Annotated in this window: 19 protein-coding genes; 6 read left to right on the plus strand and 13 right to left on the minus strand. The window is 67.8% G+C overall.

Annotated features, from left to right (window positions below; genetic code table 11):
- Window positions 1-5 precede the first annotated feature (5 nt).
- On the plus strand, window positions 6-923 hold the full coding sequence (locus tag ACQPYH_RS11090) for a 2-dehydropantoate 2-reductase (RefSeq protein ID WP_432889737.1): 918 nt from the start codon (window positions 6-8) through the stop codon (window positions 921-923).
- A gap of 111 nt (window positions 924-1034) precedes the next feature.
- Here ACQPYH_RS11090 and ACQPYH_RS11095 read toward each other — a convergent pair whose 3' ends face one another.
- Entirely contained in the window at window positions 1035-1730 is a 696-nt protein-coding gene (locus ACQPYH_RS11095) for a TetR/AcrR family transcriptional regulator (RefSeq protein ID WP_432889739.1), read from the minus strand.
- Between the two features lie 104 nt (window positions 1731-1834).
- Here ACQPYH_RS11095 and ACQPYH_RS11100 point away from each other — a divergent pair, with 104 nt between their 5' ends.
- The gene (locus ACQPYH_RS11100; RefSeq protein WP_432889741.1) at window positions 1835-2815 is read left to right on the plus strand and encodes an alpha/beta hydrolase; all 981 of its coding nucleotides are present in this window, start codon (window positions 1835-1837) and stop codon (window positions 2813-2815) included.
- A 46-nt stretch (window positions 2816-2861) separates the two neighbouring features.
- On the opposite strand, the gene ACQPYH_RS11105 is transcribed toward ACQPYH_RS11100, so the two are convergent.
- Complete coding sequence (locus tag ACQPYH_RS11105) at window positions 2862-3287, minus strand: MarR family winged helix-turn-helix transcriptional regulator (protein WP_432889743.1); 426 nt, start codon at window positions 3285-3287, stop codon at window positions 2862-2864.
- Window positions 3288-3464: 177 nt separating this feature from the next.
- On the opposite strand from ACQPYH_RS11105, the gene ACQPYH_RS11110 reads away from it, so the two are divergent.
- Both ACQPYH_RS11110 and ACQPYH_RS11115 read left to right on the plus strand, forming a co-directional pair.
- Complete coding sequence (locus ACQPYH_RS11110) at window positions 3465-5306, plus strand: ABC transporter ATP-binding protein (RefSeq protein ID WP_432889745.1); 1842 nt, start codon at window positions 3465-3467, stop codon at window positions 5304-5306.
- 66 nt (window positions 5307-5372) lie between these two features.
- Window positions 5373-7706: a glycosyl hydrolase family 95 catalytic domain-containing protein gene (locus ACQPYH_RS11115; RefSeq protein WP_432889747.1), complete on the plus strand. Its 2334-nt coding sequence runs from the start codon at window positions 5373-5375 to the stop codon at window positions 7704-7706.
- Here ACQPYH_RS11115 and ACQPYH_RS11120 read toward each other — a convergent pair.
- Both ACQPYH_RS11120 and ACQPYH_RS11125 read right to left on the minus strand, forming a co-directional pair.
- Window positions 7691-8428 carry an SDR family NAD(P)-dependent oxidoreductase gene (locus ACQPYH_RS11120; RefSeq protein ID WP_432889749.1) on the minus strand — a complete coding sequence of 246 codons (738 nt, stop codon included), beginning with the start codon at window positions 8426-8428 and terminating at the stop codon, window positions 7691-7693. The genes ACQPYH_RS11115 and ACQPYH_RS11120 overlap by 16 nt on opposite strands.
- Window positions 8429-8586: 158 nt before the next feature.
- Window positions 8587-9351, minus strand: coding sequence for a maleate cis-trans isomerase family protein (locus ACQPYH_RS11125; RefSeq protein ID WP_432889751.1), 765 nt, complete (start codon window positions 9349-9351; stop codon window positions 8587-8589).
- A 64-nt stretch (window positions 9352-9415) separates the two neighbouring features.
- Here ACQPYH_RS11125 and ACQPYH_RS11130 point away from each other — a divergent pair, with 64 nt between their 5' ends.
- Window positions 9416-10252: a class I SAM-dependent methyltransferase gene (locus tag ACQPYH_RS11130; RefSeq protein ID WP_432889753.1), complete on the plus strand. Its 837-nt coding sequence runs from the start codon at window positions 9416-9418 to the stop codon at window positions 10250-10252.
- 45 nt (window positions 10253-10297) lie between these two features.
- On the opposite strand, the gene ACQPYH_RS11135 is transcribed toward ACQPYH_RS11130, so the two are convergent.
- From ACQPYH_RS11135 to ACQPYH_RS11170, 8 genes are all read right to left on the minus strand, one after another.
- Window positions 10298-10513, minus strand: coding sequence for an antitoxin (locus tag ACQPYH_RS11135; RefSeq protein WP_432889755.1), 216 nt, complete (start codon window positions 10511-10513; stop codon window positions 10298-10300).
- An 83-nt stretch (window positions 10514-10596) separates the two neighbouring features.
- Window positions 10597-11352 (minus strand): isocitrate lyase/PEP mutase family protein, encoded by a 756-nt coding sequence (locus tag ACQPYH_RS11140; RefSeq protein WP_432889757.1) that lies wholly within the window; start codon window positions 11350-11352, stop codon window positions 10597-10599.
- 5 nt (window positions 11353-11357) lie between these two features.
- Window positions 11358-12305: a sigma-70 family RNA polymerase sigma factor gene (locus ACQPYH_RS11145; RefSeq protein ID WP_432889759.1), complete on the minus strand. Its 948-nt coding sequence runs from the start codon at window positions 12303-12305 to the stop codon at window positions 11358-11360.
- Entirely contained in the window at window positions 12305-13639 is a 1335-nt protein-coding gene (locus tag ACQPYH_RS11150; protein ID WP_432889761.1) for a DHA2 family efflux MFS transporter permease subunit, read from the minus strand. The genes ACQPYH_RS11145 and ACQPYH_RS11150 overlap by 1 nt, the downstream gene beginning before the upstream one ends.
- Window positions 13640-13766: 127 nt before the next feature.
- The gene (locus ACQPYH_RS11155) at window positions 13767-14207 is read right to left on the minus strand and encodes a PaaI family thioesterase (protein WP_432889763.1); all 441 of its coding nucleotides are present in this window, start codon (window positions 14205-14207) and stop codon (window positions 13767-13769) included.
- 819 nt (window positions 14208-15026) lie between these two features.
- Entirely contained in the window at window positions 15027-15746 is a 720-nt protein-coding gene (locus ACQPYH_RS11160) for an anti-sigma factor (protein WP_432889765.1), read from the minus strand.
- Window positions 15743-16300 (minus strand): ECF RNA polymerase sigma factor SigK, encoded by a 558-nt coding sequence (gene sigK, locus ACQPYH_RS11165; RefSeq protein ID WP_432889767.1) that lies wholly within the window; start codon window positions 16298-16300, stop codon window positions 15743-15745. The genes ACQPYH_RS11160 and sigK overlap by 4 nt, the downstream gene beginning before the upstream one ends.
- A gap of 45 nt (window positions 16301-16345) precedes the next feature.
- Window positions 16346-17008 carry a fasciclin domain-containing protein gene (locus ACQPYH_RS11170; RefSeq protein ID WP_432889769.1) on the minus strand — a complete coding sequence of 221 codons (663 nt, stop codon included), beginning with the start codon at window positions 17006-17008 and terminating at the stop codon, window positions 16346-16348.
- Window positions 17009-17167: 159 nt separating this feature from the next.
- Here ACQPYH_RS11170 and aroQ point away from each other — a divergent pair, with 159 nt between their 5' ends.
- Window positions 17168-17788, plus strand: coding sequence for a gamma subclass chorismate mutase AroQ (gene aroQ / locus ACQPYH_RS11175; RefSeq protein ID WP_432889771.1), 621 nt, complete (start codon window positions 17168-17170; stop codon window positions 17786-17788).
- Here the strand turns inward: aroQ and ACQPYH_RS11180 are convergent.
- Entirely contained in the window at window positions 17785-18780 is a 996-nt protein-coding gene (locus ACQPYH_RS11180; RefSeq protein WP_432889773.1) for a hydroxyacid dehydrogenase, read from the minus strand. The two genes, aroQ and ACQPYH_RS11180, sit on opposite strands and share 4 nt — an antisense overlap.

The following is an 18780-nucleotide window of genomic DNA, read 5'->3' on the forward strand; positions in this document are numbered from 1 at the left end:
GGCTTGTGAGGATCGGGATCGTCGGCGCGGGCGGCGTCGGTGGGTACTTCGGTGCGCGGCTGGCGGCGGCCGGGCAGGACGTCGGGTTCGTGGCGCGGGGCAAGCACCTTGAGGCGCTGAGGTCGGACGGGTTGGTGGTGCGTAGCCCTGTCGGCGATCTCCAGTTGCCGGTGCAGGCCACGAGCGAGCCTGCCGAGCTCGGCGTGGTCGACTACGTTCTGGTCAGCGTGAAGACCTGGCAGTTGTCCGAGGCGATCGACTCGATCCAGCCGCTCGTCGGTCCGGACACCGCGATCGTCACGGTGCAGAACGGAGTAGAGGCGCCGGACCAGGTCGCCGAGTCGTTCGGTCGGGACGCCGTACTGCCCGGTGCGGCCGAGGTGATCGCGTATGTCGACGGCCCGGGGATCATCCGGCATCTCGGCAGCGGCAAGCTGACGTTCGCCGAGTGGGACAACCGGCAGTCGTCGCGCGCTGACTCGCTCCGGGAGGCCTTCGTCGCCGCCGGGCTGCAAGCTGTTGTCTCGGAGGATATCTGGGCCGCGCTGTGGGCCAAGTTCCTCTCGGTCGTTCCGAGCGGCGGCCTCGGCACAGCGACAGGCGCCGGGTACGGCGTACTCCGCACGCACACAGCCACCCGGCGACTCCTCACCGACGCCACCACCGAGATCCGCGACGTCGCCGTTGCCCGAGGCATCCACCTCGCCGAGGACGTCGTACCCCGCACCCTCGCCTGGATCGACAGCCTCCCCGCCGACGGCACCACGTCCCTCCAGCGCGACCTCATCGCCGGCCGCCCCTCCGAGCTCGACGCCTGGACCGGCGCGGTAGTCCGCCTGGGCAACGAGGCAGGCGTCGCCACGCCGGTCAACACGTTCCTCTACGACCTGGCCACCGCCAGAGCCATTGCTGCGGGCAACTAGTCCCTGCGCGCGCTGTCGAGCTGCAGCCCTGCGGTCGATCCCGCGTCGCACGTGGGTACGGTTACCTGGTGAAGGATCGCGTGCGCGACGTGGCCGAGTTCCTCGGCGCGGCTACTCCAGACCGAGGTCGGTGAGCACGTCCATCACCGAGCGGTTCGGCGGCGCCGAGGCGACCAGGCCGCGGATGCAGCCGGTCATCACCATCCGGAAGTACGCCTCGGAGCTGATCTGCGGGAGCTCCTGGTGCGCCGCGAGGAGGAGCTCGTCGGTGGCGAGCAGGACGTACACCTTCTCGAGTTCGCGGCGATGCGGACCCTCGAAGTACGGGCGATGCCGCTCCTCAGCTGCCGTCAGGTTGATCGCGAGCGAGGCCACAGTGCCTGACATCAGTACGGCGCCTGCCGGGCTGTACCCGCGCTGGCCGAGCGCCTCGATCGCCTCGCGCTGCAGCCGTACGCCGGATTCGCCGCGCGGGAACAGGGCCTGCATGTACGCCGCGAGCCCCGGGTGATCGAGCACGAACGTGTGCAGCTGCTGCGCGAACGACAAGAGGTGCTTCTCGACGTCGTCGGACGGGTCGTCGGCGATGTGCAGCTCCCGCAGTACCGCCTCGCCGACCACTGCCTCGAGCCCGAGCTTGCCGTCGACATGCCGGTACAGCGCGGTCGGTGACACGCCGAGCGCGGTCGCGACGCCGTTCACAGTGAGGTTGGTCAGGCCGAGCCGCACACCCTCGCGCTCGATGTCCGCGAGGGTGATCTGCGCCTGCCGGCCGCCGGTCTTGCGGCGGGGCGGATTGGCTGTCACAAGTCTCCTCTGCCGGGGCTGACCCCAAAGTTATGCTACTAACTTAGATCGACACCGTTACCGACGGTGAGTAGATCCGTCCCTAACCTCCTCAGGAGATCATGGTGAGCGCACCACGCCCCAGTCGGCGCACGATTCTTAAGGCCGCCGGCGGGCTGACCGTCGCGGCCGGCCTCGGCGCCGGCACGATTCTGGCCACCTCCCTGGCCGCCAACGCGGCCGGCGACGGCTTCGGCCTGCACATCACCGAGCGGAACGAAGACGATCCGCGGATGTGGTACTACCGCTTCCAGACCGACCAGATCGGCTGGGCGCCGGCCGTCAACGTGCTGCTGCCGAGCGACTACCACACCAGCGGCCGCACGTACCCCGTGTTGTACCTGCTGCACGGCGGCAACCAGGACTTCATTGCCTTCGACAACCTCGGCGTCCGCGACTGGACCGCGGACAAGCCGCTCATCGTGGTGATGCCCGACGGCGGCAAGGCCGGCTGGTACTCGAACCCGGTCAGCACGAACGTCGGCCCGCGCAACTGGGAGAGTTTCCACCTCAACCAGTTGGTCCCGTGGGTCGACGCGAACTTCCGCACGTACGCCGAGTTCGCCGGCCGCGCCGTGTCAGGCTTCTCGATGGGCGGCTTCGGCGCGCTCAAGTACACCGCGAAGTACTACGGCCACTTCGCCTCGGTCAGCGCGCACTCCGGGCCTGCGAGCGTACGACGGGACAACGGGCTGGTCGTGCACTGGGCGAACGTGTCCTCCGCTGCTGTCGACCTGGCCGGCGGCACCATCTACGGCGCTCCCGCGTGGGACGAGGCCCGCGTCACCGCCGACAACCCGATGGAGAACCTCGAGCGCTACCGCGGCAAGCGCATCTTCCTGGTCGCCGGCACCAGCCCGAGCCCCGACCCCTTCGACTACGCCAACGAAACCCAGGTCCTGGCCGGCCAACGCGAATTCCGCGCCGCCCTCGACAACGCCAACATCCCTTACACCGCCCACGAGGACGAAGGCGGCCACATGGTCCGCCCCAACCGCATGCTCGAAGACCTCGAAGGCATCATCGCCCACCTCAAGAAGGCCTGACCTTCCTTCTCCGCGGCGCCGCTCCTCTTCGGGGGGCGGCGCCGTTTCAGTCTTCGGCGAGGCGTTGGAGGAGGTGGGCGAGGGTTTGTTGTTCGGTGTCGCTCAGGCGGGAGAGTTGGCTGACCATCACGTCGCGGCGCTTCTCGCGGAGGGTGTTGAGGATCTGGCGGCCGTTGGGGGTGAGGTCGACGAGGGTGGCACGGCGGTCGTGGGGGTCTGGTTGGCGTTCGACCAGGCCGGCTGCCTCGAGGTCGTCGACGACGGAGGTGGCTGAGCGCGGGACGATGCCGAGTTGGGCGGCCAGCTCGCTCAGGCGGAGGGCCCGGTCCGCGCGGTCGAGCGTCCGCAGTACGCGGAACTGCCCGTGCGTGACGCTCTCCCCGAAACCCTCCCGCGAAGCCCGCCGCTGCCGCCGGACAATCCCGTCCAGCAACGCAGCGATCTGTTCCGCAGCATCATCCGGCCCGTGCATGAGCAGAGCCTAGTGGCGCGCGGCCCGTAGGACCGTCGCGCACGCGAGGGAACAAATGGGGATCTTGTGAGGTTGTCTCATAGTGAGTTAACCTCAGTATAACTGTTCCCTGCCGAAAGGGTCTGTATGTCACAGATTTCTGGACTTCCTGGCGGGGGAGGCGGAGGCGGGCGTGCGATGCGCTCGCTGATGAAAGACTCCTCCGTTCGTCACCACAAGCTTTCCGCCGGCACGCTCCGGCGGATTCTCGGGTTTGCCCGTCCGTACCGCGGCTACCTTGCCTTCTTCCTCGTACTCGTCGCGTTCGACGCCGGGACCGGCGCGGTCACGCCGCTGCTGTTCCGCGCGATCATCGACAAGGGGATCGTCCCGGGCCACGCCCAGGTCGTCGTCTGGCTCGCGTTCGTCGTCGCCATGCTGGCGGTCGCGAACAGCGCGATCACCCTCGGCGAGCGCTGGTTCTCCGCGCGCATCGGTGAAGGTCTCGTCTACGACCTCCGCACCGCCGTCTTCGACCACGTGCAGCAACTGCCCGTTGCCTTCTTCAGCCGGACGCAGACCGGCGCCCTGATCCAGCGGCTCAACGGCGACGTCCTCGGCGCCCAGCAGGCGTTCACCTCGACACTGTCGAACGTCGTCAGCAACCTGCTCAGCGTCGCCCTCGTCCTCGGCGCGATGTTCGTGATGTCGTGGCAGATCACCCTGCTCGCCCTCGTCGTCATGCCGCTGTTCGTCATCCCGGCCCGGCTCCTCGCCGGCAAGTTGCGTGAGGCAACCGCCGAGACGTACAAGCTGAACGCCACGATGGCCCAGACCATGACCGAGCGCTTCAACGTCGCCGGTGCGGTGCTGGCCAAGGTCTTCGGCCGGACCCAGGACTCGTCGCGTGACTTCGCGGGCAAGGCCGCCCGCGTCCGCGACATCGGCGTCACCACCGCCATGTACGGCAGCATCTTCCGCGTCTCGCTGACACTGGTCGCCGCGCTCGCAGTCGCCCTGGTGTACGGCGTCGGCGGTGTCTTCGCGGTAGAAGGTGCCCTCGGCATCGGTACGGTCGTTGCCCTGACGGCGTACCTGAACCGCCTGTACGGCCCGCTGACCGCCCTGTCCAACATCCAGGTCGACGTGATGACCACGCTGGTCAGCTTCGAGCGCGTGCTCGAGGTCCTCGACCTCCCGCCGATGGTTGCCGACCGCAAGGATGCGCGCGAGCTGCCGCGGACCGTGGAGCCGTCGATCGAGTTCGACCACGTGTCGTTCCACTACCCGTCGGCCCAAGAGGTCTCGCTCGCCTCGCTCGAGTCGGTCGCGACGCTGTCGGCCGAGACCGGTGAAGAGGTCCTCAAGGACGTCACGTTCACCGTCGAGCCCGGCCAGCTGGTCGCCGTCGTAGGCCCGTCCGGCGCCGGCAAGTCGACGCTGTCCTCGCTCGTCTCCCGCATGTACGACGCAACCGGCGGAGCCGTCCTCGTCGGCGGCCACGACGTACGTGAAGTCACGCAGAGCTCTCTCCGCGCGGCGATCGGCGTCGTCACCCAGGACTCGCACATGTACCACGACACGATCCGCGCCAACCTGCTCCTGGCTCGCCCGGATGCCAGCGACGACGATCTGCAGAAAGCGCTCGAAGGCGCCCAGATCGCGACGCTCGTCAACAGCCTGCCCGACGGCCTCGACACTGTGGTCGGCGATCGCGGCTACCGGTTGTCCGGTGGTGAGCGCCAGCGCCTTGCGATCGCCCGGCTCCTGCTCAAGTCCCCGTCGATCGTCATCCTCGACGAGGCGACCGCCCACCTCGACTCCGAGTCCGAGGCCGCGGTCCAGGCGGCACTAGCCAACGCGCTGGTCGGTCGTACGTCGCTCGTCATCGCGCACCGGCTGTCGACCATCCGCAACGCCGACGTCATCCTCGTCCTCGACGAGGGCCGCATCCGCGAACGCGGCACCCACGACGAACTCCTCGCCGCGGGCGGCCTGTACGCCGACCTGTACGCGACCCAGTTCGCCAAGGCAGCTTAGGCAGGCCCTGACCGCCAGCTGGACCCCCGGTCGCGTGGCGGCACGCGCTCGGGGGAGGATCAGCGCATGAGAGATCGGATGACTGCGGCGGCCACCGAACTGACGTACGACGCCCCGGCGGCGAACTGGCTGGAGGCGTTGCCGCTCGGCAACGGCCGGATCGGCGCGATGGCGTTCGGCGGCCCCGGCCAGGACCGGATCGCGCTGAACGACGAGACCCTCTGGTCCGGCAGCCCCGAGACCACCCGACGCCTGGCCACGCCGGTCGGCGAGGTCGGCGCCGCCGCGGTGGATCGGATCCGCGCCGCGCTGGCCGCGGGCGACGTACGCACGGCCGAGGAGCTCGCGCACGGGTTCCACAGCGGGCACTCGCAGGCGTATCTCCCGCTCGGCGATCTGCTGCTCGATTTCCGGGTCGACGGCGAGGTCACGAAGTACCGACGCCGGCTTGATCTGGACACCGCGGTCGCGCGATCCGAGTACGAGGTCGCGGGAGTCGACGTCTGGCAGGAGGTCTTCGTCAGCGCGCCGGCGCAGGCATTGATCCTACGTCTGGGCGCCTCGCAGCCACTCGACGTGACGATCAGCCTGACCTCGCAACTCCGCGCAACGACGGAGGCAGTCGGCGACAACGGGCTCGCGCTGCTCGCCACCTGCCCGTCGTCCGTCCCGCCGCCGCACGGCCGGGCCGGCATGGAGATCGAGTACTCCGACGGCGACGACCGCGGGATGAACGCCGCCGTCGTACTCCGCGCCCGTACCGACGGATCCATCACGTCGACCGACGAGGCGCTGACGATCAGTAACTCGACGCAACTGCTGCTCGTGCTCTCGACCGCCACCGGCTACGAAGGCCCGCACACTCCGCCGACCCGCACGGCACCCGAATGCCGAGAGGCCGCCGACGCCGCCGTTCTCAACGCGCTGGACCGATCGGAAGAGCTGCACGATGAACACGTCGCCGACTATCAGAGTCTCTTCCGGCGTTCGATCCTCACGCTGCCGTCGACCGCGGACCTGACCACCGACCGTCGGCTGGCGGATGCGTCCGACGATCCCGGCCTGGCCGCGCTGATCTACAACTTCGGCCGCTACCTGATGATCGCCAGCTCCCGCGCCGGCGGCCTGCCGACCAACCTGCAGGGCATCTGGAACGAGCACCTCCAGCCGCCGTGGAGCAGCAACTACACGGTCAACATCAACACCGAGATGAACTACTGGCCGGCCGAGACCACATCCCTGTCCGAGTGCCACGAGCCGCTGCTCACGTACGTCAAGAACCTCGCCGAAGCAGGACGTCGTACGGCCGAGGACCTGTACGGCGCCAAGGGCTGGGCCGCGCATCACAACGCCGACGCGTGGTGCTGGACCGCGCCCGTCGACGGCAACCCGAAGTGGGCGAACTGGCCGATGGCCGGCGTCTGGATGTGCCGCCACCTCTGGGACCACTTCGCCTTCACCGGCGACCGCGAGTACCTCCAAGACGTCTGGCCGGTACTGCGGGGCGCCGCCGAGTTCTGCCTCGACTGGCTGATCGAACTCCCGGACGGCACCCTCGGCACCGCGCCGTCCACCTCACCGGAGAACGAATACATCGCCGCGGACGGCAGCCCCGCCTCGGTCACGACCTCCTCGACGATGGACCTGTCGCTGATCGCCGATCTGTTCGACCGCTGCACGCAAACGGCCAACGAGCTCGATCTGACCGACCCGCTCATCGACGACCTGGCTAAAGCCCGCAAGCGGATTCCCAACCCGCAAATTGGTGGCCGAGGGCAACTACAGGAGTGGCTCGAGGACCTGCCCGAAGCCGAGCCGCACCACCGGCACACCTCCCACCTCATCGGCCTGCACCCCGGCGACCAGATCACCCCGGACGGTACGCCGGAACTCGCGCGAGCCGCAGCCCGAACGCTCGAACTCCGCGGCGACAAGAGCACCGGCTGGTCGCTCGCCTGGCGGATCTCGCTGTGGGCCAGACTGCGCGACGGCGCAGCCGCACACCGCCTCGTCCGCGAGCTGCTCAAGCCCGCGGGCGACTCCGGGACGGACTATGTCGGCGACGGTTCCGGCCTGTACCCGAACCTCTTCTGCGCGCACCCGCCGTTCCAGATCGACGGGAACTTCGGCGCCACCGCCGGGATCGCGGAGATGCTGCTGCAGAGCCACACGGACGAGCTCGAGATCTTCCCCGCGCTTCCGGCCGAGTGGCCCGAAGGCGCGATCACCGGCCTGCGTGCGCGTGGCGGCGTCGGCGTCGACCTGGAGTGGTCTCCGGCCGGTGCAAACGCCGTACTGACAGCGGATCGGGACACGACGGTTGTGATTCGGCATGGCGATCAGCGTCAGGAGTTGTCGCTGAGTGCAGGTGTCCCGCTGAGCTGTCAGATCAGGTCGTGAACGTGTAGGACTGCGCCGCTCTCCAGGTCGCGGTCGAGAAGCGACCAGATGATGCGGGCAACGTTCTCGGGTTTCGAGAGTTGGCCGAGTGCGTCCATCTCGCGGAAGCGGGTCGACTCCGGGACTTCGGCGGGACTGGAGGCCCGGAGCTCGGCCTGCATATCGGTGTCGAGTGCGCCGGGTGACACGGAGATCACCCGGCAGCCGGGACTTCGGCGCCGCTGCTCCAGCCCGACCGTACGCACCCACTGGTCGATCCCGGCCTTGCCCGCGCAGTAGCTCGCCTCACCTTCGTGCGGCCGCATCGCGGCGCCGGACGAGATCATGATCAGGTGCTGCTCGCACTGCCGGCCTGACACGGCGCGCAGGAACGAGTGCCCGAGCACCTGGGCGGCAGCCGAGTTGAGCAGCACGTTGCGCGTGTACTGCGCGGTGTCGACGTGATCGGCCGATCCGAGTGGCGTCAACGTCCCGGCGTTGTGGATGAAGATCACCACTTCCGGATCGTTGGTCGCGATCCGTTGCTGGAAGTCGTCGTCCACCACCGGCCACGACGCCGGCTCGGCCAGATCGACGGCGACGTGATGTGCCCCCGCCGTACCACCACGACGCGAGATGTCGATCAGCTCCGCGTTCTCGAACGGAATCGTCGCCGCCAACGCAGCCCCCAGCCCTGCGGAGGCTCCTGAAATCCAGATCAGGATCCGCCGCAGCGAAGTCACTTTCCCATCCCCGAGCCCAGGCAAAAATCCAGCATCGCGCAGTACCCCCTGCCGTGCCCCACATCCCCTTGGGCATGCAGCCTACGACGCAAATCCCTTTAAATGCACCCCTTCCGGCGTTTCTGATCAGCAGCTGAGTGTCCGCTGAGTGTCGTTGCCTACCGCACGCCGAAGAGTTGGCCGTAGGTGGTCGGGCGGGCCGCGCTACGGGCAGCCTGGAGCAAGCCCCAGAGCAATGCGGAGTTCGCCGTCACCACCGGAACCCGCAGATCCTCTTCCAGGGCGCCGATTACACCGACTGCGCGGAAGCCGTTGCCTCCGATGAAGACCGCATGTGCGTCTGCCGGGGTGTGCCCAACGATCCAGGCGAAGAGTTCTGAAGGGTTGACGCTGCGTTGGTTGCTCGGTAGTTCGCAGGACGCGTGGACGACGACTTCCAGGCCTTGGGACCGGAAGTACTCCGCGCCGTAGCGGTCCAGTTCGGAATCGAACCAAGGCGGGTTGAACAACGCAATGCGATCGATGCCTAGCGCACCGAATCCGGCGACCGCAGCTGCACACGGTGCGACCACCGGCAGACCGGCGCGTTCAGTCAAGCGATCGACTACCTTGCGTTCGCCGTCCGGGCCGCCGACGTACGACGAGCTGGTGAAGCCGATGCCGATGGCATTGATCGGTGCGGCGGCCAGCAGGGCCGTGGCTTCGTCGATCGCGGGCGGTTCGACGAAGGCCTGTACGGGTGCCAGCGGGATCGTCGGATCCATCAATCCGCCGGCCGCCATCGCGCCGAACGGAACGCGGGCCGAGTGGATGCAGATACCGTCCGGTGCCATGGCCTGTAGTTCTGACTCGGGGCCCACGTCGCCGTGCGGTATCAGTACTCCGAGTCGGGTGCGCACATCCCATCCGTCCGATGACCACATGAGCCCCCTCCTTCCCCCACAAAAGAGTGTGCGCCTCGTTCGGCGCGGTCGGTAGCCTCGCTCGGTGACCAACGACTGGGACTGGCAGTGGGATGCGAGCTTGTATGCCGGGAGTGCTCGGCACTACGCGGTGGGGCGGATGGCTTACCCAGTGGCGTTGGGGGAGGCGATCAGGGACGCGCTGGGTTTGGACGGTCTCGGACGGTTGCTGGACGTCGGCTGTGGTCCCGGTTCGCTGACGTTGCTGTTGGCGCCGTACTTCGCGGAAGCGGTCGGGGTGGATGCGGACGGTGAGATGGTCGAGGTTGCCGCATCGCGGGCCGCTGAGCAGAAGTTGAGCAATGTGAAATGGCGGCAGATGCGGGCGGAGGAGTTGCCGGGGGAGCTCGGGACGTTCCAGGTCGTGTCGTTCGCGCAGTCGTTCCACTGGATGGATCAGGCGCTGGTCGCGGACCGGGTGCGCGGCATGCTCGAGTCCGACGGTGCCTGGGTACATGTGGGTGCGACCACCCATCGCGGGCTCGACGGCGCGGACGATCTGCCGCATCCGCGCCCGCCGTGGAAGGCGATCGAGGGACTTGTGGCGCGCTACCTCGGTCCGGTACGGCGTGCCGGTCAGAGCGTGCTGCCCGCTGGAACGCGTCCGGGGGAGGAGACGGTGATGCGCGCCGCCGGGTACCGCGGACCGACGCGGGTAGTCGTCGGTGGCAACGAAATCGAGGAGCGCACCGTGGGCGATGTCGTCGCTGCGGTGTTCTCGCTGTCGAGCTCGACGCCGCATCAGCTCGGCGCGCAGCTGCCCGCCTTCGAGGCGGACCTACGCGAGCTGTTGACGAAGGCCGCCGACAACGGCCTGTTCTCCGAGCAGCGCCGCGAGGTCGAAGCCGTCATCTGGCGCTGACCCGCCGTTCGAGGGGGCGAATCCCCCCTCGAACGGCCGGGATTGTCAGGACTGGTCGTCCGGGATGTCGTCGTTCTCGCCGTCGAGGTTGTCCAGCTGGTCCTTGGCGGCGTCGGTGCCCTGGTCGATCTTGTCGCCGTACTTGCCGCCGGTCTTCTCGTCGACGAAGTCGCCGGCCTTGTCGAGGCCCTCGCCGACCTGCTCACCGTGCTCGTTGACGAGATCGGTGGCCTTGTCCTTCATGTTGTCGAACATGCCCATCGTCTTTCCCCGTTCTATCGATGGTTGCCTTGCTCTACCAACGCCGTTATTACCCGATCGCGGTCATTCCACACAAGGGGTGATCAACCGGCAAACGGATTCCGGTCCGCTTGCAGGGCCGGCAGTACGGCGCCCGCGAACACGCCGTACAGGTGGCGCTGGAACATCGGGCCGAAGCTGATCCGGGCGACTCCTCGCGCTGTGTAGTCGGCGACCGAGTGCGCGCCCTGCCCGTACGCGACGTTCACCGGGCCGTCGATCTGCGTCGTCAGTGTGCCGATCAGGTCGAGTTCGCCGGCCCCGATCGGGTACACGCAGTCGGCGCCGGCGGCGAAGTAGCGGTCCGCGCGATCGAGAGCGGTCTGTAACTGTTCCTCCGCCGAACCGGCCTTGCGGATGAAGGCGTCGATGCGAGCGTTGATGACGAGTGCATCCCCGGCTGCGGCGCGAACCGCGGCGAGGAAGTCCGCCTGCTCGGCCGGATCGACCATCTCTCCGGTCGCCGGATCGGAGTCCTCGAGGTTCAGGCCGACGGCGCCGGTGGCGAGGAAGCGTTCGACCAGTTCGGCCGGTGCCAGCCGGTATCCGCGTTCGAAGTCGACTGTGACCGGCACGGACACCGAGCGCGCGATATGCGTCGCAGCGGCGAGTACGTCGTCGACCGGCACGTGCTCGCCGTCGTCGTACCCGAGGATTGCCGCCGTGGCGTTACTGCTGGTGGCGACCGCGCCGAAGCCGGCCGCCTCGATGACCCGCGCCGACGCCGCATCCCAGGCGTTCGGTACGACGAGCGGAGTACCGGGAACGTGCAGCTCCCGCAGAGTAGTTGCCAATGACATCGAAATCAGCTCCTGTGGATCAGAGGCAGCCCGAAGGCCGGAAACAAAGCAGGTTGGTGGAAACCGAGCACCGACGAGATGCCCGCGGAAGTCAGCGTCAGCGCCTTGATCGAGTGCGCGTGGTACTGGTCGTCGGTGCCCCGGATGTAGAGCGCGAAGGCCGGCTGACCGTTCGCCGACGTCTCGACGAGCGCCCGTTGATCCGGACCGGGCCGCAGCTTGGAGTCGAGCAGCCGCAGTACGTCGGGACGACCGCTGAACCAGGTCGGGATCGGCGGCATCTCCCACCGCGCGTCCTCGGTGAACAGCCCTTCCAGTACGACGAGGTCCTTGCTCTCCATCGCCGCCTGGAACTGGTCGAGCAGAGCCCGCCGCAACGGCTCGGGCGGTTCGCGCAGCTCGTCCTCACGCGGCTTCAGCCGGGCGAGCTCGGCCCGCGCCCGCTGCAGCGAGCTGTTGACGGCCGCAGTCGTTGTGTCGAGCAACGATGCAACGTCGGCGGCCGGCCAGGTGAGCACCTCGCGCAGGATCAGTACCGCGCGTTGCCGCGGCGGAAGATGTTGCATCGCGGCAACCATTGCCAGACGCAAGCTCTGCCGGTCGCCGACCACCGTGGCCGGATCCGCCCCGAGCAACTGATCCGGGAACGGTTCCAGCCACGGCACCTCGAGCGTTTGCGCGTGCAGGTCCTCGGGGTCGTTGCCCGGGGCACCCAGCGCCGACGGGACGACCCGGCGGCTGCTGTGCTGCAGGAGGTTCAGGCACACGTTGGTGGCGATCCGGTACAGCCAGGTGCGGATCGTCGAACGGTGCTCGAAGTCCGCATGACCCCGCCACGCGCGCAGGTACGTCTCCTGGACCGCGTCCTCGGCGTCGTGCAGCGAGCCGAGCATCCGGTAGCAGTGCGCCACCAGCCCGCCCCGGTGCTCTGCGAACTTCTCCTCGAGGTTCATCAGACTCCTTCCACCACCAACTCGTCGACCCGGTCACCGGTTCCGGTACGACGTCGCCGCGCCGCGATCGCCAAGCCCGAGAGCGCCCCGAGCAACGACAGTACGCCGCCACCCGCGAGCGCCCGCTCGAATCCGTTACCCGTGTAGCCACCGGCCGCCGTGAAGACGGATCCGAGTACGGCGACCCCGGCCGCGCCGCCGAGCTGACGGTTCATGCTGTAGATGCCGGACGCGATCCCGACGGCTTCCCGCGGTAGCGAAGACATCGCCGCGCTTTGCGCCGCGGGCATCGCCAACGAGATCCCGCAGCCGCAGATCACCAGCGGTGCGACGAGTTCGTAGTACTGATCGGCGCCTCGGCTCAGCCACAGCATGCCGATCGCCTGCAACGCCATACCGACGACGACGAGCGGACGCTCACCGATGCGATCGACCAGCCGGCCCGCGATCGGCCCCACGATGAATAACGTCGCCGTCCACGGCAGCAGTTGGAGTCCGGCCTTGAACGGCGCCGACCCGAGCTCTGCCTGCATGTACTGCGAGAGGAAGAAGACTGCGCTGATCAGCGCAGCGGTGAGGAAGAAGCCGGCCGAGTTCGACGCCGTGAACGTCCTGTTGCGGAAGAATGCCAGCGGCACCATCGCGTGGTCGGTCCGCCGTTCCCACAGCCCGAACGCCACCAGCATCACGACCCCGATCGCGAACGCCGTGAGTACTTCGGCACTTGTCCAGCCGGCCGACTCGCCGCGGACCGTGCCCCAGACCAGCCCCAGTACGGCGAGACTGATCAGCACCGCGCCGATCAGGTCCAGCCGCCTCGCGGGTCCGGTGCTTTCCGGGATCTTCGCGAGCACCAACGCGATCGCGACCACGCCGATCGGCACGTTGATCCAGAAGATCCACTGCCACGACAGCCCTTCGGTCACCGCGCCGCCGATCAGCGGTCCACCGAGTACGGCGATACCGGTCACGCCGCTGAACACGCCGATCGCCTGACCGCGTCGCTCCGGCGGGAACGCCGCGCCGAGCAGGCCCATCGCCAACGGCATCACCATCGCCGCGCCGACGCCCTGCACGGCCCGGGCCGCGATCAGGAACGGCAGCGTGGTGGCCAGCGCACACGCGATGGAGGCCGCGGTGAACAGAGCCAGCCCGGCCGCATAAGTACGTCGCCGGCCCAGACGGTCGCCGATCGCGGCGGCCGTCATCAGAAGCATCGCGAAACTCAACCCATAGGCGTTGACCGTCCATTCGAGCTGCTCGGCCGACGCGCCGAGGTCGCTCCGGATCGTGGTCAGGGCAGCAGCGACCACGAGGGTGTCCAACGCGACCATGACCGACCCCAAGGAGGTCAGCCCTAGAACCCATCGTTGTTGACCTGTCATTCGTGCAGAAGATTGCTTCACACCAATACAGACCGGCGGCGAGGGCCGAACTCATCGCTGCGATGAGAACAAGTTTTCAGCGCTCAGGCCGGGCCTCGACCTGGATCAGCGTCTGCTGACCGACAGCAACCAGCGTCCGGCGGTCACCCGCGACCGCGAACACCTCAAGCTTGCAGATCGTCAGCGTCCGCCCCGCCTTGATCACCGTGCCGACAGCCTCGAGCCGCTCACCCTCCGCCGGCGCAAGCAGATTGATCTTGAACTCAACCGTGAGCACGGTCGTCCCCTCGGGGAACAGGGTGAAGGCCGCGTACCCACCCGCACTATCCGCGATCGAGCTGGTAGCCCCCGCATGAAAATACCCATGCTGCTGCGTAACCTCAGGCCGGCTAGGCAACTCGATCCGCACCTCACCAGCCCCGACATACGAGACCCGCGCCCCCAGGTGCTCCATCAACCCCTGCCGCCCAAAACTCTCCTGCACCCGAGCCCGTACCTCAGCACCCGCCTCCACCATCCCGCGAGACTACTAGCCCAACAGTCCGCCCAGAAAGCCAAACTCCAGAACAAAAGAAGAGAAAAGGAAAGAAAGATGTAGTGGTGGTTGGCTTCAGCGGTTGGCGCCGCACACCTCTTTCAACCTCCGCAACGCATGCTTGCGCGCACGCGTCCAAGTCCCTCTCCATTTCTGTCGTGCCAACAAACCTACGGCTAATCTCCGAAGCCAGCCACCACTCTATTTCTCTTCTTTGAGGACTATTCAGAAGTCCTGGGTCAGTCCGCGCCGCGGAAGCGCGGTGGGACCGTGGGAAGAGCTTGAAGATCAGAGAAGAAGAGATGCTTCGATGTCCGGTCCGGGGTTGGCTTGCACCGCCAAGTCGTGCCTGTGCTCGAAGTAGGCCCCGCTCACACACCAGGCGGATCCGGTGTCGGGTTCGTCGAGTCGTGGGTTCTGGCGATTTTTTGCAGCCGCTGTCCACGACTCGGCGTACCGGCCCGGGACCCTTCTCCACGACTCGGCGAACTAGCCGACCGGGTGGCCGCCGGCGTCGGGTCTGAGCCACGTTCTGCCGCAGATACATCACCACCGGCACCACCTGCCGATACAAGCCGAGCGCCGGCGGACCACCAAAGGCTCGCACTTGGTCCTCGATCGCGATGGGTCGATGTCTGCTTCGACACGCCAAGCGGGCGCTGTCAAACTCGCTGTCGATCACCGAGGTCGACCCCCCTCAGTATCTCTTCTTTTCTCTGTTCCTTTCTTTAACCTCTTCCTTGCAGGCTCACCCAAGGCTTCTGAATAACCCTCTTTCTTTTCTTTTCTTTTGTTTCTTCTTTAGGTTAGTGGGACTACGGCTGCGGCTGGGAGGGTTGGGGTGGGGGAGCCGCCGTCGGGTTCGATGGTTAGGCCGAAGGTTGCCATTCCGGTGGTGGAGCCGTTGACGAGTTGGGTGATGTCGCCGGTGGAGAGGCCGATTGAGGTGGCCTTGTTGGCTGGGTCCATCATCCAGAGTTGCCAGATGTGGTTCTTGGGGAGCTTCGGGAGATCGCGGAGTACGACGACTGATTTGTCGGCCTTTGTGGACAGGACGACTGTGGCTTGGCCGCCGCCCTCGACGGTGCCGTGGACGGTGCGGGCGTCGGGCTGGGCCAGTACTGCGGCCATCTGCTGGTTGGCGCGCTCCGCGGCAGAACGGTCCTGGTACTGATCGATCGCGACTCCGCCGGCAGCCGCGACCGCGAGTGCCGCTGCGGCAAGGGCGAGCACCGAGCGCCGGGTGAAGCGTTGAGGCTTCGGCGTCGAGGCGGCGACTGGTACCTGCGGGGGCAGTTGGCGAACGTCCTCGATCGCCGCCATCACGTTCGCCTTCAGCCCGGGGGGCGGTGGGGTCGAGACCTGAGTGGCGAGCTTGACTGCGGCCTGTCGCAGTTCGGCGACCTCCGTGGTGCAGAACGTGCACTCGGTGAGGTGCGCCTCGAAACGCGTGCGTTCGTCGGACGGCAGTGCGTCGAGAACGTACGGGCCGGTCAGGGTGTGTACGTCGGGATCCGTCATGACCTTTGCCCCTCCGTGGTGCCGAGGCAGTCGCGGAGGCGGATCAGGCCGTCGCGCATTCTCGCCTTGATGGTCGGAAGCTTGGCCCCGAGCTGCTGGGCCACTTCCGGGTACGTGTAACCGTTGTAATACGCCATCTCGATCGACTCGCGCTGCAGATCGGTCAGCGCCCCGAGGCAGCGCCGTACCTGCTCTGCCTCGAGGCGCGTGCTGACAGTGTCCGCGACCTGGTCGAAGTCGACCTCGACGGACCGGGCGCCGGCCAGGTCGGTCCGATCCGCCGAGGCCTGCTCGGAGCGCACCCGGTCGACCGCCCGGCGGTGCGCGATCGTGAGGATCCACGAGTGCGCCGAACCGCGGTCGGCGTCGTACCTGGTGGCCGTCCGCCAGACGTCGATCATGACCTCCTGCGTGACCTCCTCAGACTGGGCCGGGTTGCGCAGGATCCGGCGTACCAGGCCGAACACCCAGGGGGCGACCCGGTCGTAGAGGGCGCTGAACGCGGCCGTGTCACCGGTCGCGGTGAGCGCGAGGAGGTCACCGTCGGATCGCACAGGCGATCCGACGGGCCAGGGAAGCGCGGTGGGTTCGTTCACGGGTCAGCTTGCCGGGGGCATCAGTACGGAGTCGATCAGGTACACCGTAGCGTTCGCGGTCCGTACGCCGCCGCAGATCACGTTCGCGCCGTTCACCTTCAGGCTGTCGCCCGAGCCGGTGACCGTGACGGTCTGCTTCTCCACGGTCGGGTGGGTGCCGACGACCGCGGACGGGTCGAGCTGACCGGCGACCACGTGGTACGTGAGGATCTTGGTCAGCAGCGCATCGTTGGTCTTGAGCGTGTTCACGGTCGCGGCCGGGATCTTCGCGAAGGCCGTGTCGACCGGGGCGAAGACGGTGAACTCGCCGCCGTTGAGCGTGGAGACCAGGTCGACCTTCGGGTTGAGCTTGCCGGAGACGGCCGCGACCAGGGTCGTCAGCAGCGGGTTGCCCGAGGCTGCGGTTGCTACCGGGGCGGCCGCCATCCCGTCGATCGAGCCGGCGCCGCTCGGGTTGGCCTTCGCGTAGGCGGCGCAGCCCGGGCCGACCATGGCGGACGCCGCTTCGCTCATCGACGGGGTCGTGCTCGCGGACGGCGTACTGGCGGAGCTGGCCGGCGCACCGGCGGAGCTGCTGTTGTCGTCGGAACCACCACAGGCGGACGCGGTCACGGCGAGTGCCAGCGCGCTGAGGGCGAGACCGGCGCGGGTGAGGTGCTTGGACATGACGTCATCTCTTTCCTGACGAGGTTGGCTGACACCGGTACTTCGGAGCCGCTCGCAGGCCGGATGGGTTCGAGATTCTTGAAAGTGAACAGGCGTGCACCCGGTGCGGCGTACAGTCGCGAGCCGTCCTGGACTGTCACTGGAGAGGGTGGAACAAACGTGCTGCGAAAGCTGATCACCGGAGCCGTGGCCGCGAGCACGGTCGGCGGATTCGCGCTGCTTTCACCGACCGCTAACGCGACGACCGTGCTGACTGCGCCGACTGAGTCGACTGCGCCGGTCGGCGTTCACGAGACCCGGGCGGCGACGTTCGACGGGCTCACCGAGCTGATGATCCAGCGGATCGTGATCGGTGACGACGTCGCGGCGTCGAAGTACTTCAGCGGGAAGCCGGTCGACGACCCGGTCCGCGAGCAGCAGATCCTCGACTCGGTTCGTCAGTCCGCGGTTCAGCTGGGTATCGACCCGGACTCCACCGCTGCGTTCTTCCAGGCGCAGATCGATGCGAGCAAGGTCGTCCAGCGGGGTCTGCTGGCGTACTGGGCCGCCCACCCGGACAAGGCTCCTACCAGCGGGCCCGACCTCAACGTCATCCGCGAGAAGCTCGACGCGCTGACCACCCAACTGCTGGCCGAGCTGGTCCGCGTCGACCACCTCCGTCAGACCGGTCTCCGCTGCGACATCTCGCTCGTCGTGTCCACCGCGACCGGCGAGATCCGCCACCACCTCGACGCCCTGCACCGCCAGGCCGTGCGGACGGCCTCAGCGACCGTCTGTTAGCCCATACGAGCGAGCGCCGCTTCGGTGAGCTCGTACTCGAGCGGCTCGCCCACTGCGAAGCGCTCGACCTCGGCGGCGGTGATCTCGCCCATCTCGAGGTAGCACTCGACGGTCGCCGCCGCCTGGTGCGGGGTCAGCAGGACGTTGGCGAGGGTCCGGTACGGGCTGTCGGCCGGCAGCGGCTCCTCGTCGAACACATCCAGCGCTGCGTCGAGCCGGCCCGTTCGAAGTTCGGCGAGGAGTGCGGGGGAGTCGATCAGCCAAGAGCGGGCGGTGTTGACCAGGGACGAGCCGTCGGGCATCAGTGCGAGCTCGCGCGCGCCGATCATGTGGTGGGTCTCGGGCAGGGTCGGCGCGTGCAGAGCGACGACCCTGCTGGTTCGGAGCAGGTCGTCGAGCGTGGTCCGGCGTACGCCGAGTTGGTCCGCGCGATCGTCGGTCAGATACGGGTCGTAGACAACCACCTCCGCGCCGAGTGCGACCAGCATCCGGATGTACTCGACGCCGGTCCGCGATGCCCCGACGACGCCGATCCGCGACGACGTGAGCCCGTGCTGCGGCGGCGCGGCGACCCGCCAGGCGCCGTCGTGCATCTGGTGGTCGAAGCGCTGGATCCGGTGCAGGAGGCTCAACGTGAACGCAAGCGACACCTCGGCCACCGGCTCCGCCATCGCCTGACCCGCCTGCGTGATCCGCAGTCCACGCCGGAACACCTCGTCGGTGACGAAATGCTTCACCGACGAGGCGCTGTGCGCGATCAACCGCAACCGATCCGCGTAATCCAGAACCTCCGCGGTCAGCGGCGTCGCACCCCACGACGTGATCAGTACGTCGGCCCCGGGCAACGCCGCCGTCAACGCCGCCGCGTCCCCGGGATCATCGAGTACGACGACGTCCCCGAGCGCCTCCAACCGCGCGACGCTCGCCGCCCCGAACACCATGTCGCGGAACGACGGCGTCGCCGCCAGCACCGTCCGTAGCTTTTCGGCCAT

Source organism: Kribbella sp. CA-245084 (assembly GCF_050942355.1).
Classification (GTDB): domain Bacteria; phylum Actinomycetota; class Actinomycetes; order Propionibacteriales; family Kribbellaceae; genus Kribbella.

Bases quoted from the DNA above. Each gene is read 5' to 3' on its own strand.
- ACQPYH_RS11105 (WP_432889743.1), bottom strand. From the start codon at position 3,287: ATGCACGGGCCGGATGATGCTGCGGAACAGATCGCTGCGTTGCTGGAC.
- ACQPYH_RS11110 (WP_432889745.1), top strand. From the start codon at position 3,465: ATGCGCTCGCTGATGAAAGACTCCTCCGTTCGTCACCACAAGCTTTCC.
- ACQPYH_RS11115 (WP_432889747.1), top strand. From the start codon at position 5,373: ATGAGAGATCGGATGACTGCGGCGGCCACCGAACTGACGTACGACGCC.
- ACQPYH_RS11125 (WP_432889751.1), bottom strand. From the start codon at position 9,351: ATGTGGTCATCGGACGGATGGGATGTGCGCACCCGACTCGGAGTACTG.
- ACQPYH_RS11135 (WP_432889755.1), bottom strand. From the start codon at position 10,513: ATGGGCATGTTCGACAACATGAAGGACAAGGCCACCGATCTCGTCAAC.
- ACQPYH_RS11140 (WP_432889757.1), bottom strand. From the start codon at position 11,352: ATGTCATTGGCAACTACTCTGCGGGAGCTGCACGTTCCCGGTACTCCG.
- ACQPYH_RS11145 (WP_432889759.1), bottom strand. From the start codon at position 12,305: ATGAACCTCGAGGAGAAGTTCGCAGAGCACCGGGGCGGGCTGGTGGCG.
- ACQPYH_RS11150 (WP_432889761.1), bottom strand. From the start codon at position 13,639: ATGGTCGCGTTGGACACCCTCGTGGTCGCTGCTGCCCTGACCACGATC.
- ACQPYH_RS11155 (WP_432889763.1), bottom strand. From the start codon at position 14,207: ATGGTGGAGGCGGGTGCTGAGGTACGGGCTCGGGTGCAGGAGAGTTTT.
- ACQPYH_RS11160 (WP_432889765.1), bottom strand. From the start codon at position 15,746: ATGACGGATCCCGACGTACACACCCTGACCGGCCCGTACGTTCTCGAC.
- ACQPYH_RS11170 (WP_432889769.1), bottom strand. From the start codon at position 17,008: ATGTCCAAGCACCTCACCCGCGCCGGTCTCGCCCTCAGCGCGCTGGCA.
- ACQPYH_RS11180 (WP_432889773.1), bottom strand. From the start codon at position 18,780: ATGGCCGAAAAGCTACGGACGGTGCTGGCGGCGACGCCGTCGTTCCGC.